10 protein-coding genes are annotated in these 13,414 nt (G+C 71.4%); 8 read left to right on the top strand and 2 right to left on the bottom strand.

The genetic code is table 11. From position 1 onward, the window contains the following. Nucleotides 1–30: 30 nt before the first annotated feature. From MTBUT4_RS09505 to MTBUT4_RS09485, 5 genes are read left to right on the top strand one after another with little or no spacing between them, the layout of a single operon-like run. Nucleotides 31–1,728, top strand: coding sequence for a heparinase II/III family protein (locus MTBUT4_RS09505; protein WP_173979448.1), 1,698 nt, complete (start codon nucleotides 31–33; stop codon nucleotides 1,726–1,728). Further along, the gene (gene asnB, locus MTBUT4_RS09500; protein ID WP_173979447.1) at nucleotides 1,728–3,623 is read left to right on the top strand and encodes an asparagine synthase (glutamine-hydrolyzing); all 1,896 of its coding nucleotides are present in this window, start codon (nucleotides 1,728–1,730) and stop codon (nucleotides 3,621–3,623) included. Before MTBUT4_RS09505 ends, asnB begins: the two co-directional genes overlap by 1 nt. After that, nucleotides 3,613–4,551, top strand: a complete 939-nt coding sequence (locus tag MTBUT4_RS09495) for a glycosyltransferase family A protein (RefSeq protein ID WP_173979446.1) — start codon at nucleotides 3,613–3,615, stop codon at nucleotides 4,549–4,551. The genes asnB and MTBUT4_RS09495 overlap by 11 nt, the downstream gene beginning before the upstream one ends. Further along, nucleotides 4,548–5,651, top strand: coding sequence for a DegT/DnrJ/EryC1/StrS family aminotransferase (locus MTBUT4_RS09490; RefSeq protein ID WP_173979445.1), 1,104 nt, complete (start codon nucleotides 4,548–4,550; stop codon nucleotides 5,649–5,651). The genes MTBUT4_RS09495 and MTBUT4_RS09490 overlap by 4 nt, the downstream gene beginning before the upstream one ends. Then, nucleotides 5,648–6,586, top strand: a complete 939-nt coding sequence (locus tag MTBUT4_RS09485) for a GNAT family N-acetyltransferase (protein ID WP_173979444.1) — start codon at nucleotides 5,648–5,650, stop codon at nucleotides 6,584–6,586. Before MTBUT4_RS09490 ends, MTBUT4_RS09485 begins: the two co-directional genes overlap by 4 nt. A 264-nt stretch (nucleotides 6,587–6,850) precedes the next feature. Here the strand turns inward: MTBUT4_RS09485 and MTBUT4_RS09480 are convergent, their stop codons facing one another. Together MTBUT4_RS09480 and MTBUT4_RS09475 are read right to left on the bottom strand one after the other, a co-directional pair. Continuing rightward, nucleotides 6,851–8,713, bottom strand: a complete 1,863-nt coding sequence (locus tag MTBUT4_RS09480; protein WP_173979443.1) for a hypothetical protein — start codon at nucleotides 8,711–8,713, stop codon at nucleotides 6,851–6,853. A 147-nt stretch (nucleotides 8,714–8,860) separates the two neighbouring features. Then, nucleotides 8,861–10,021, bottom strand: a complete 1,161-nt coding sequence (locus tag MTBUT4_RS09475) for an acyltransferase (protein ID WP_173979442.1) — start codon at nucleotides 10,019–10,021, stop codon at nucleotides 8,861–8,863. Nucleotides 10,022–10,212: 191 nt separating this feature from the next. On the opposite strand from MTBUT4_RS09475, the gene MTBUT4_RS09470 reads away from it, so the two are divergent. The 3 genes from MTBUT4_RS09470 to neuB are packed head-to-tail and all read left to right on the top strand — an operon-like array spanning nucleotide 10,213 to nucleotide 13,413. After that, nucleotides 10,213–11,214 (top strand): NAD-dependent 4,6-dehydratase LegB, encoded by a 1,002-nt coding sequence (locus MTBUT4_RS09470; protein WP_173979441.1) that lies wholly within the window; start codon nucleotides 10,213–10,215, stop codon nucleotides 11,212–11,214. Nucleotide 11,215: 1 nt separating this feature from the next. Then, the gene (locus MTBUT4_RS09465; protein ID WP_173979440.1) at nucleotides 11,216–12,343 is read left to right on the top strand and encodes a LegC family aminotransferase; all 1,128 of its coding nucleotides are present in this window, start codon (nucleotides 11,216–11,218) and stop codon (nucleotides 12,341–12,343) included. Further along, nucleotides 12,340–13,413: an N-acetylneuraminate synthase gene (gene neuB / locus MTBUT4_RS09460; RefSeq protein ID WP_173979439.1), complete on the top strand. Its 1,074-nt coding sequence runs from the start codon at nucleotides 12,340–12,342 to the stop codon at nucleotides 13,411–13,413. Before MTBUT4_RS09465 ends, neuB begins: the two co-directional genes overlap by 4 nt. Nucleotide 13,414 lies beyond the last annotated feature (1 nt).

Raw genomic sequence — 13,414 nt, 5'->3', positions numbered from 1 at the left:
CCCGCGCCCATTCTCGCTACAAGCTTCTCCATGTTCCACGCCGTCGCCCGCAAAGGCCGCCAGCTCGCCGCCGATCCGGTGCTACGCCGGTGGCTGCTGGCGCGGGCATTGGGCCGCACCCCGGCCGAGCCCGGCTTCGTTGCCCACCGCCCCGCCTATCTCGGCCCCGACTGGCCCGGCCTGCCGCTCGAGGCGCCGACCCGTGCGCTGCCGGCATTGGCGGCGGGCGAGCCCGAGGGGCCGCTGGTCCTGCGCCTGCCGGGCATCACGCCGACGGTGCCGCCGGGCGGGGCCGAGGCGGCGGTGGCCGGGACCTTCGCCGATGTCGAGACGCAGCTGGCGCTGCACCGCTTCGCCTGGGTGCCGCTGATGGATTCGGGCGCCGATCCGCGCTGGGTCGGGGCGATGTGGTCGGCCTGGGCGCGCCGCCACCCGGCGCCCGACGGGTCCATGGCCTGGCACCCCTATACGGCGGCCGAGCGGGCGGTCAACCTGCTCACCTTCGCCGCCCGCCACGGACTGCCCGAGGATGCGGCGGCGCCGCTGGCCGCCCACGCGCCGGCCATCGCCGCCGGCCTGGAATGGTTCGGCGACCATCATACCTCGAACCACTGCGCCAATAACGGCCGCGGCCTCTATCTGCTGGGCCTGGCCTTGGGGCTGGAGCGGGCGACCGAGGCCGGGGCGCGCATCCTGCTGGCGGAAGGCGAGCGCATCTTCCGCCCTTCGGGCGTGCTGCGCGAGGGCTCGACCCACTACCATCTGCTGCTGACTCGCCAATGGGCCAGCGTCTGGTTGGCCGCGCGCACCCATTCCCGCCCCGAAACGGATGCCTTCGGCGCCGTCCTGGCCGGCGCCATGGCGGTGCTGCCGCACTTCGACCTGCCCGGCCGCTTCCCGCTGATGGGCGACATCTCGCCCGATTGCCCGCCCGATCACCTGTCCTGCCTGCTGCCGGGGCGGCCCATGGCGGCGGGCTGGACCGGCCTGCTGGCGGTGGCCGACCGCGCCGCCCTGGCGGAACTGCGCGACCGCACGCCGCCGGCCGCTTCGGTCGAGGGCTGGCTGCGCCGCGACATCGCGGGCTGGAGCGGGTTGTGGCACGGCGAGCCCGAGGGCTGGTCCATGATGCCCGGCCACGGCCACCAGGATTGCGGCGCGCCCGAGCTGCATGCGGGCGGCGAGGCCCTGTTCGTCGATGCCGGACGCGGCTCCTATGCCCAGGCCGGCGAGGCCGATCCCTATGTCGGGGCCGGCGTGCATGGCGGCCTCAGCGTGGACGGGGCCGACCCCTATCCGCAGAACCGCCCCTATTACGCCGCCGAGTTCCGCGCCGCCCAGGCCGGGCCGGCGGGTCTGGAGGCCATTCCCGACGGCGTGCGGCTGGTCCATCACGGCTATCGCCGCTTCGGGCTGGGCGCGGTGGAGCGGGTGTGGCGGTTCCGCGAGGGTGCCATGCGCGTCGATGACACGGTCGAGGGACGCGGACGTCACCGTATCACCCGCCGGCTGGTCACCGGTGCCGCCGTGGCGGTGGACGGCGGCGCCGCCATCCTGACCCAGCCCTCGGGGCGGCGCTGGCGGGTGGCGGCCGAGGATGCGCGTCCGGCGCTTTCGCCGCTCACCCTGTGGCATGCCTACGGGGAAGGCAGCCCCGGCACCGTCCTCGCCTTCGAGACCGAGGCCGTGCTGCCCTGGCGCGGCACCTTGACGGTGGAGGCGCTCTGATGTGCGGGCTGGCCGGCCTCTATCTGCCCGACGGCGCCTCGGCCGTTACCGCCGATCTCGGCGCCATGCTGAAGGTGATGCGCCATCGCGGCCCCGACGGCCAGGGCATCCACGTCTCCGAGGACCGCCGCTTCCAGGCCGGCTTCGTGCGCCTGGCCATCATCGACCTGGCCACCGGCGACCAGCCGCTGGTGGAACCGGGCGGCGAGCACGTCTTCCTCGGCAATGGCGAGATCTATAATTACCGCGAAATCCGCGCCGAGCTGGCGGCCCGCGGCCACGTCTTCCGCACCCAGGGCGACATGGAGGCGGGCCTGCGCCTGTTCCTGGAGCGGGGCGAGGGTTTCGTCCATGACCTCAACGGCATGTACGCCCTGGCGCATTATGGCCGCCGCGACCACCGCCTGCTGCTGGTGCGCGACCGTCTCGGCATCAAGCCGCTCTATTGGGCGCGTCTGAACGGCGGCGGCATCTTGTTCGCCTCCGAGGTCAAGGCGCTGTTCGCCTCGGGCCTGCTGGAGCCCGAGGTGGACCCGGCCGCGGTGTCGTCCTATCTCACCCACGGCTACGTGCCGGCCCCGGCGACCTTGTTCCGGGGCGTCAACAAACTCCCGCCGGGCAGCGTCCTGACGGCCGGGCGCGACGGCGCGGTGAATGTGGAGCGCTACTGGCGTCCCAGTGCCGCCCCCGATTTGCCCGCCGACGAGCCTGCCATCCGCCGCCACCTCGCCGATCTGCTGGCCGATTCGGTGCGGCTGCAGCTCAGAAGCGACGTGCCGGTGGGGGCGCTGCTGTCGGGCGGCGTCGATTCCGGGCTGATGGTGGCGCTGGCGGCGCGCCAGCTGGACCGGCCGCTGAAGACCTATACCGTGCGCTTCGCCGGCGCGGCCTATGACGAATCGCCGCTGGCCCGCATGGTGGCCGAGCGCTATGGCACCGACCACACCGAATTCGAGCTGGCCACCGATACAGCCGCTGCGCTGCTGCCGCGTCTGGCCTGGCATTGCGACGAACCTTTGTTCGACGCCGCTTTGCTGCCCAACCATCTGATCTCCGAGGTGCTGGGGCGCGAGACCCGGGTGGTGCTGAACGGCACCGGCGGCGACGAGCTGTTCGCCGGCTACGGCCGCTATTTCCCGCTGCCGGTCGAAGCCCGCTACACCAGCCTGCCGGGCTGGCTGCGCCATGGCCTGGTGGAGCCGGCCATCGCCCTGGTCGCCCCCATGACCGCCTGGCGGCTGGCCCGGGCCGGACGCTTCACCAGCGACGGCGGCGGCTATCTCAACGATCACACCACCCAATTCCCGCCGCCGCTGCGCCGGCTGATCGGCAACATCCAGGCGCGCCCCCAGCCGGCCCAGCGCGCCGCCTACGCCGCCTTCCAGGGACCGGCCCAGAGCGCCGCCTTGGCCGCCGATCTGCAGACCTACCTGCCCGAGGACCTGCTGCTGCTCTTGGACCGCACCACCATGGCGGCCAGCGTCGAGGGTCGGGTGCCCTTCCTCGACCACCGGCTGGTGGAGGCGGCGCTGGCGGTGCCGCCCTCCATCCGCACCCCCGGCGGCCGGCAGAAGGCGCTGGAGCGGGCCATGGCCGCCGAATACCTGCCCGATTCGGTGCTGAATGCGCCCAAGCAGGGCTTCGCCTCGCCGGTGCCGGCCTGGATGGAGGGGACGCTGGGCAAGGCGGCGGCGCGGCTGCTGACCCAGCGCCGCGCCCTGGATCGCGGCTTCTGGACCCTGGCCGGCATCGGCGAGCTGGCCGCCGACCCCCGCCGCCACGCCTTCCGCCTCTACGCCCTGGTCATGCTGGAGCTGACCATCCGCCTGCATGGCGAGCTGCGCCTGGATGCCCCGCCTTCGGCGACGCTGGAGGAGGTCGCCGATGCCGGTTGAGCTGGCAGACGTCACCGTCATCATGCCGGCCTACAACAACGCCGCCACCATCGGCCGCGCCCTGGCCAGCATTCGCGCCCAGACCGTGCCGCCGCGCGAGGTCATCGTGGTCGATGACGGCTCCACCGACGACACCCTGGCGGCGGCCCGCGCCGTGGACCTGGGTCCCACCCGGCTGCGACTGTTCCGTCAGCGCAACAGTGGCGCCGGGGCGGCGCGCAACCGGGCGGTGGCGGAATCCGCCGCCACCTGGCTGGCCTTCCTCGATGCCGACGACGAATGGCTGCCGGCCAAGCTGGAGCGCAGCCTGGCGGTGACCGCGGGTGGGGGGCTGGTGATGTCCTCGCACAATCTGTTCGGCGTCGATGCCGCCGGCGACCACCTCATCGACAGCCGCGCCCGCTATCTCTCCAACCCCGCCGATCCCTACCGCACCCTGTTCCTGCGCGGCTTCATCTCCAGCTCCACCGTGCTGGTGCGCCGCGACGCGGTGGTGGCGGTGGGCGGCTTCGACGATACCCTGCGCTCGGCCCAGGATTACGAGCTGTGGCTGGCGGTGCTGGCCAGGGCCGGCGGCCGCTTCGAGACCTTCGCCGAGCCGCTGCTGCGCTACACCCTGGCCGCCGACGGCATCACCAGCCGCCTCGACCGCAAGGTCGCCTGTTCCCTGGCCATCCTGAAGCGCCACATGGGGGTGCTGAAGCGGCTGCCGGGGCCGGTGCTGGGTCCGGTGCTGCTGCGCACCCTGATCATCCATGTGGAGGCGGTGCGCGGCCATCTCGGGCGCGGCGCCAGACTGGCCGCCCTGCGCCAGGGCGTGCTGTTGCTGCCGCGCCTGGTGTCGGTGCTGGCGGCGCTGCCCTTCGCCAGCGGGGAACGGCCCGATTTCCTGGCCCGGCTGGTGCCGGCCGAGGAGGTGGCGCCGTGATCACCACCGCTCCGCTGCCCGGCTGGGTCGAGCTGCTGGCCTTGCGCTTCCTGACGGCCCCCGACGGCGCCGCGCTGGCCCGGCCCTGGCGGCGCGACGGCGACCTGGGGGCGCTGTGGCTGTCGCGCTCGGCGTGGTCGCTGGCCGCCATCGCCGATGCCTGGGCGGCGGCCAACGGGCGGGCGCCGCTGATGGCCTTGCCCGACTACATCTGCGCCGGCTCGCTGGGACCGCTGCGCCAGGGCCGGGCCGAGTTGGCGTTCTTCCCGGTGGACGGCGCCACCCTGGCCCCGGCCGGGCCGCTGCCCGCCTGCGACATTCTGGTGGCGGTGCATTATTTCGGCCGGCCGGCGGACCTGGCGTCGGCCCGCGCCCATTGCGACGCCACCGGGGCGCTGCTGGTCGAGGATTGCGCCCACGTGCTGCGGCCCCAGGCGGGGATCGGCGAGGCGGGGGACGTGGCGCTCTATAGCCCGCACAAGCTGCTGGCGGTGCCCGACGGGGCGGTGATGGTGGTGCGCCCCGGCGCCGCCCGGCTCGAGGGGCATCTGGGCAAGGCGGTGGCGGCGCTGGGCTGGAGCCATCCGCCCACCGCCGGCTGGCGCCTCAAGCGCCTGATCCAGAAGAGCCCGGCCGGGCCGCTGCTGGCCCGCCTGAAGCCCGGCGGCCAGCCCGATTTCGCCTCGGACCCGGCGCCCGGCGCCCTGGCGGCGACCGCCATGCCGTCGCCGGCCGGGGCGGCGCTGATCGCCCGCGCCGACCTGGACGCGCTGTCCCGCCGCCGCCGCGCCAACGCCGATGCCCTGTCCGTCGCCATCGTTGCGCTGGCGCAATGGGAGCCGCTGTTCCCGCCCGGCGGCTGGACCCCGTATCGTCTGGTGATGCGCTGCGCCTCCCATCGGGTGGCGGCCGGTCTCTACGCCCGTCTGCGGGCCGCCGGCCTGCCGGTGGAGAGCTGGCCCGATCTGCCGCCCGAGGCGGCGCCGGGCTCGAGCGCCCGGGATTTGCGCGCCACATTGCTGCTGCTGCCCTGCCACCAGTCGCTGGACCCGGAGACCCTGGCCGCCGCCTATGCCCGCGCGCTGAAGGGGGCGCCGTGACCGCCACCCTGGACTGGATCGACAACCGCGACGCCTACCAGGCCATGCTGTTCGAGGCCGGGCGCTCGGCGCTGCTGCAGGACTGGGCCTGGGGCGAGGCCAAGGCCGAGTCCGAGGGCTGGCGCCCGCGCCGGGCGGTGATCGCGGTGGGCACCGTGGCGGTGGCGGTGGCCCAGGTGCTGGAAAAGCGCATCGGCCCGGTTTGCATCGCCCGCCTGAATCGTGGCCCGGTGTGGTTCGATGACGATCTTTCGGTCGAGGATCGCATCGCCGCCCTCGCCGCCCTGCGCCGGCCGTGGCGCTGGTTCCGCGCCGGCGCCCTGCTGGCGGCGCCCGAAGTGGCGGCCGGGGACGCGGCGCTGCTGCGGGCCGCCGGCTACCGCCCGCGCCGGGGGCCGGCATGGTCGTCGGCGTGGCTGGACCTCGCCCGCGACGAGGCCGCTTTGCGCAAGGGCCTGGCCGGCAAGTGGCGCAACATGCTGGTCAATGCCGAGAAGGCGGGGCTGGAGGTGGCGGTGACGGAAGGGCCGGCCGGGCTCGACTGGCTGCTGCCCCATTACCGGGAAATGGCCGCCGACAAGGGCTTCGAGGCCCTCCCGCCCGGCCTGCTGGCGGCGCTGGCCCGCCACGGCGATGCCGACCAGCTGCTGACCCTGATCGCCCGCGCAGAAGGCGAGCCGGCCTCGGCGGTGCTGCTGGCCCGCCACGGCGCCGCCGCCACCTATCTGATCGGCTGGAACGGCGACTCGGGGCGGCGGTTGCGCGGCAACCACCTGCTGCTGTGGCGGTCCCTGCTGGAGCTGAAGGAGCGCGGCTGCCGATGGTTCGACCTGGGCGGCATGGATGATCGCCTGACCCCGGGCGTGGCGGCGTTCAAGCGCGGCCTGGGCGGCGACGAGTTCACCCTGGCGGGGGAATGGGTGGCGGTTCTCTAGGGTCCGTACTCAATTAGGGTGTGGCCTGCGTTGGCGTTCCAAGGGCGCAATGGCAGGCGCCGGCGCGACGGCGATGCTGGACGCATCGCCTAGCGGCGGCAACGTACCAGGGCGCCCTTGGAACGCCAACCCTCCGGGCCGGACGAATTTGCCCTCCCGGTGCGTCAGGCCGCTTGCGCGATGGTCCACATCGCGCTGCGCGTCCTTCCTGCCAGGCGGGCAAATTCGTCTCGGCGCAGGCCACACCCTAATTGAGTACGGACCCTAGTTCCTTAAGCAACCATCGCGGTTCACGGCAAAGAGCCTGACATCGACGGTTTGGGCACTGCCGGCGTCGAATGTGCGCGATCCCAGGACCCTGGCCGGCGTGGTGCCGACCAGGGTCAGGCAGTCGGTCTGCGCCAGCCGGGGCATCGGACCCTCGGTTCCCCGGATCAGCACATGGGTTATTCCGGCCGCAACCAGCTGGCGGTAGCTGGCGGCCGGGTCGTCGAAGTCCGGCCGCAGGTCAATCAGCGCCTGCGTATGCGGAGACGCGAACAGGGTCTTGGCATGCACATAATAAAGAAGCTGTCTCTCTGAAATCAGCAATGTGTCGCTGTCAGACACGTTGGAATTCACCAAAGAGACGGCATCGTACATGAGAAGATGTTTTTTCAGGTATTCCTGTCTCGTCTCAGACGTGAACAAATACGATACATATTTGTGTGCGAACAAGCCCGAGACGGCGAACTGGAACGACAGCGACACGATGACCGCCGCCGTCAGATATGGCCTCAGGGCAGCCACCCGATGGATGGCGGCGAAGGTGGCCACGATCAGCAGCGGCACCACCGGCAACAGGAAGCGGAGGCGTTGCGGTGTTCCGGTCAAGAACCACAGGACGTAGAAGCCCGCGCAGGTAAGGATGAAGGACAGCATCGGTCCGCGGCGGATCGACCGCCGCAAGAGCCAGGCGGCACTCAATGCGACCGGCAGCACCAGAAGGCCGAACGGGCCGAAACCGACTTGCCTCGCCTCGGTCACCGCCGGCGGTGCGACGGAGGCGAGCACGGGGAAGAAGAAAAGGTTGAACAGGGAGCGCCGCAGCGGCCTTTCGCTTTCCAGGTAGACGCTCTTGAAGTAGGCGTCCTGCTCCCCGTTCCACAGGCCCAGATCGGGTTTGCCAAGGTACTGGAAGAACATGGGGAAAGCCGGATCGCCGGTATGGATGGCGTTCCAGACATACCACTGCCCGCCCGCCAACAGACCGGCCCCGGCGCAGACCAGGGCCGTGCGGATGGGCCGACGCCCCGTCAGCAGGACGATACCGATCATCGCCGCGAACAGCAGCCCGAGATACTTCGACCCGACGAAGAACCCGGTGGTCAGGCCGGCCAGGGCGGCGAATCCCATCCCGCCACTCGCCGCCGCGCGGCCGGCCGCCAGGGCCGCCACGCCCGCGAACAATGCCATGCGGACCTCGACCTGCCCTGTCCCGGCGGCGTACACGGTCGCCGGCAGGGTGGCGAACAGCAGGGCGGCGGCCAGCGACCAGTTCAGCGACAGGTAGGGCCGCGCCAGCCGGAAGGTCATGGCCACGGCCATCCATCCGGTGACCATGACCCAAAAGGTCATGGCCCGCTCGCCGCCGAGGGCGAGGGCCGGAATGTAGGTCATCTGGACCAGATGGGGAATGGCGCCGTCGAGCGGCCGCAGGATGAACTCGATGCGCCCGGCCTCGACGAAACGCCGGGGGGTGGCGAAGTGATAAGCGAGGGAATCGGCGTCGGTGGGCGGCGCCAGTGCCTCGGCAACGTCCATCGACGCGACCGCGACCAACAGCATCGCCAGGGTCCAACCGATGGAATCCAGTCGAGGCGGCGTGATCCCCCGCAAGGCCGGCCGCAGCAGGGGCGTCGCGGCGATGCCGGCGACCAGCAGCAGGGTGAGCCAGACCGGCGTCAGCAGCCCGGGAACGCCAAGAAGGAAGACCAGCCAGCCCAGCCCGCCGAATCCGAGAATGAAGGCGAAGACCGACCCGTCGGGTCCGGCCAGCACCTTGCCCAGGCCGAGCAGGCGCAGCAGCAGCGCACCGAGCCCGAGGCTCGCGGCGAACTCGGCCAGCAACACGAGGGCCGCCGTCATCGCAGCCCCAGGATCGCGAGGACCGACGGCAGCATGTCCCGGTACTGGGCGAAATAGACCAGGCATGCCGCGGCCAGCCAGGACCAGCCCAGGATCGCGAAGAGGCGGTGTGCCGATTTCACCGCATCACCGTCGCGGGCATCCCGTTCACAGCGGCACGGGCGCCGGTTCAGGCCGCCCCTTCTCGCGAAATTTGCGGTACAGCACCGGTCGCTCGATCGCCAGGTACGAGATGGCGCTGAACAGCAGGATGGCGGGAACGAACACGAACGGCAGCAGCAGCGGGTCCATTCGCGTGTGCGGCGCGGTGTAGGCGATGGATCCGCTGCCGTTGAACACCGTCGGGAAAATCCAGCAGATGACGAAGGGATGCCAGAGGAAGACACTGTAGGAGATGGTTCCCAGCACCCGCATGGGCCTGGTCGAGAACGCCCAGGCCGCCGGTCTCCAGGCCACGATGCCGACCAACAGAAGCCCTGTCCCCAGGGCCATGATCGCCTGGCGGTGCAGGTCATGCTTGTGATAGCTGGCGGCCACCAGGACCAGTCCGAGGGCGAACACGGCGAACGCCTTGCGCCCGTTCCATGTCGGCACCAGGCGGTCGATCGCCTCGGATACCAGGATTCCCACCGCGAAGAACTTCCAGAGATCGACCTCGCGGGTGCCGCTGGAGGCCAGGGCGAACAGCACCGCCGCCGTCACCGTCAACGGCACCAGCTTGCCGCGCGCCGCCCAGACCCACACCGGCAGCACCACGTAGAACAGCACCTCGACATACAGGCTCCAGGCCACCGGATTGAGAAAAACGCCGTAGCCGAGCGAGCGGGCCATGGAGAATTCGGCGATCACCCGGCTGAACGAAAGGCCGGCGGGCGGAAATACCAAAAGCGCCACGACGGTGGTCACGAAATACAGCGGGTAGATGCGCAGGAAGCGGCGCTTAAGATAGGTCGGAAGATCCTCGGGACCGGCCAGGTTCTTCACCGAACGGTAGATCAGGAAGCCCGACAGGGCTGCGAAGACCGACACCGCGTTGGCACCGTCGCGGATAGGCGGAAACCATGGCACCAGTTCCTCGAAGATGCCGCGGTGCCATTGCCAGAAATGAAAGGTCATCACCCAGATGGCGCAGAACCCGCGTACGCCATCCAGCGCGGCCAGGTGCGGCTGGTTGTGCGGCATCGGCATGGTGAACAGCCGATCCAGCCGGCGCCTGGCCTGCGGTACCAGCACCCAGACGGCGACCAGCGCATAGAACAGCGCGGCGGCGGCGGCGATGACAGGTATGTCGGACAGGCTGAGGGGCATGGGGTCAGTTTCGGTCCGGACCCGGGATCGAGGGCGGGCGAAGGGGCACGTGGATACCGGACGTTGCTGCGGTTATGCCTGGACGGCAAGGCATTCTAACCTTGCGGGCGCGGCGAAAGGAAGCGGAATGGCCGCGGCTTCCGCGGGGATGGGGGTTGCGGCCGTCGGCGCCCGGCTATAACGTACCGCCCATGCCCAAGAAGATCCTGGTTACCGGCGCCGACGGCTTCATCGGATCGCACCTGACCGAGGCGCTGGTGCGCGCCGGCCACGACGTGCGCGCCTTCGTCCTCTACAATTCCTTCAATTCGTGGGGATGGCTGGACGACTCGCCCGCCGACATCCGCGCGAACCTGGACGTCTTCGCCGGCGACATCCGCGATCCGCACGGGGTGCGCGCCGCCATGGCCGGCTGCGACACCGTGCTGCACCTGGCGGCGCTGATCGCCATCCCCTATTCCTACCATTCCCCCGACGCCTATGTTCAGACCAACGTCACCGGCACCCTGAACGTGCTGCAGGCGGCCCGCGACCTGGGTGTGTCGCGCATCGTCCACACCTCGACCAGCGAGGTCTACGGCACCGCCCGCTTCGTCCCCATCACCGAGGACCACCCGCTGGTCGGCCAGTCGCCCTATTCGGCGACCAAGATCGCCGCCGACCAGATGGCCATCGCCTTCCATCGCTCGTTCGCCACCCCGGTGACCATCCTGCGCCCGTTCAACACCTTCGGCCCCCGGCAGTCGGCCCGCGCGGTGATCCCCACCATCATCACCCAGCTGCTGGCGGGCCAGCGGCGCATCCGCCTGGGGGCGGTGCATCCCACCCGCGACTTCAACTTCGTCAGGGACACGGCGGGCGCCTTCATGGCCGCCATGACGGCCCCCGGCATCGAGGGCGAGGTCATCAACGCCGCCTCCAACTACGAGATCTCGGTGGGCGACACCGCCCGCCTGATCGCCGAGGTGATCGGCTGCGACCTGGAGATCGAGACCGACGAAATCCGCCTGCGCCCCGAGAAGAGCGAGGTCGAGCGGCTGTGGGGCGACAACGCGCTGGCCGCCCGCCTGCTCGGCTGGCGGCCGGAATGGGGCGGACGCGACGGCTTCGCCCGCGCCCTGGCCGAGACCGTCGCCTGGTTCGCCGATCCCGCCCATCTCGGCCGCTACAAGGCCGATCGCTACAATATCTGAGATGCTGGACGCCACCCGCCGGCTGGAAGGGTTCTGCCGCGCCACCCTGGGGCTGGACGGGCCGGTGCCGCTGCACGCGCCCCGGTTCGCGGGGCGGGAGTGGGACTACGTCAAGGACTGCCTGGACACCGGCTGGGTGTCGTCGGTGGGCGCCTATGTCGATCGCTTCGAGGCGATGGTGGCCGAGGCCGCCGGCACCCGCTTCGCCGTCGCCACCGTCAACGGCACCGCCGCCCTGCACGCCGCCCTGCACGCCTTGGGGGTGGGGCCGGGCGACGCGGTGGTCTGCCCGACGCTGACCTTCGTCGCCACCTGCAACGCCGTCGCCTATACCGGGGCGACGCCGCTGCTGGTGGACATCGACCCCGCCACCCTGGCCATCGACCCCGCCCGCCTGCGCGCGCTGCTGGCCGGTTGGAGCGGTGCGCCGGTGAAGGCCGTCGTTCCCGTCCACATCTTCGGCCATCCCGCCGACATGGACGCGCTGAACGCCGTGGCGGCCGAGTTCGGCATTCCGGTGATCGAGGATTCCACCGAGGCGCTGGGCAGCCGCTATCGGGGCCGTCGCTGCGGCTCGCTGGGGCTGATGGGCACCTTCAGCTTCAACGGCAACAAGATCCTGACCGCCGGCGGCGGCGGCATGGTCACCACCGACGACGAGTCCCTGGCCAGGCGGCTGAAGCACCTGACCACCACGGCGCGAGCGCCCCATGCCTGGGCCTTCGACCACGACGAGGTCGGCTTCAACTACCGCCTGCCCAACCTCAACGCCGCCCTGGGCTGCGCCCAGATGGAGCGGCTGGGCGAGTTCGCCGCCGCCAAGCGCCGCCTCGCCGCCCTGTACGCCGACCTGTTCGCCGACTGCCCCGGCTGCCGTCTGTTCCGCCCGCCCGCCTTCGCCGACGGCATCCACTGGCTGAACGCGGTGCTGTTCGACGATCCCGCCGACCGCGACCGCTTCCTGGCCGAGACCAACGCCGCCGGGCTGCAGACGCGGCCGTGCTGGACCCTGATGCACCTGACCGGCGCCCATGGCGCCGCGCCGCGCATGGCCGGTCTGTCGGCGGCCGAGGCCGTCGCCGCCCGCCTGGTCAACATCCCGTCGAGCCCGTGGATGGTCCCGGAATGAGCGGCGTGTTCGTCATCGCCGAGGCCGGCGTCAACCACAACGGCGATCTGGACCGCGCCCTGGCCCTGGTGGACGCCGCCGCCGCCGCCGGGGCCGACGCGGTCAAGTTCCAGACCTTCGTGCCGGAAGAGGTGATCTCGCGCTTCGCGCCCAAGGCGGAATACCAGAAACGCACCACCGGCGGCGACGACAGCCAGCTCGACATGGTGCGCGCCCTCAGGCTGTCCGAGGACGATCACCGCGCCCTGGTCCGCCGCTGCGGCGAGAAAGGCATCGCCTTCCTGTCCACCCCCTTCGACCTGCCCAGCCTGGACTTCCTGACCGGGGGGCTGGGACTGGACCTGCTGAAGCTGCCCTCGGGCGAGATCACCAACTGGCCGCTGCTGCTGGCGGCGGCGCGGAGCGGACGGCGGATCATCCTGTCCACCGGCATGTCCACCCTGGACGAGGTCGAAGCGGCCCTCGGGGTGCTCGCCTTCGGCTATGCCGCGTCCGCCGCCCCCGGCGCCGAAGCCTTCCGCGCCGCCTATGCGTCGGCGGCGGGCCGCGCCGCGCTGGCCGCCAGGGTCAGCCTGCTCCACTGCACCACCGAATACCCGACCCCGTTCGCGGACGTGAACCTGCGGGCCATGGACACCCTGGCGCGGGCCTTCGGGCTGCCGGTCGGCCTGTCCGACCATACCGTCGGCTTTGCCGCGGCGGTGGCCGCGGTCGCCCGCGGCGCCACCATCATCGAGAAGCACTTCACCCTGGACCGCGCCCTGCCCGGCCCCGACCACGCCGCCTCGCTGGAGCCGAACGAACTGGCCGCCATGGTGGCGATGGTGCGCCAGGTGGAGCTGGCGCTGGGCAGCGCCGACAAGGTGCCCGCGCCCTCGGAGGTGAAGAACATCGCCATCGCCCGCAAGAGCCTGGTGGCGCGGCGCCCCATCGGCGCCGGCGAGACATTCACCGAAGCCAACCTGACCGCCAAGCGCCCCGGCGGCGGGGTTTCGCCGACCCGCACCTGGGAGGTGCTGGGCACGCCGGCCGGGCGCGACTACGCCGAGGACGAACCCATCGACGGGTGAC

This window comes from Magnetospirillum sp. UT-4 (genome assembly GCF_902729435.1).
Lineage (GTDB): Bacteria > Pseudomonadota > Alphaproteobacteria > Rhodospirillales > Magnetospirillaceae > Magnetospirillum.
Note: the sequence above shows the minus strand (reverse complement) of the source record. Positions and strands in the feature narration are given on the sequence as shown.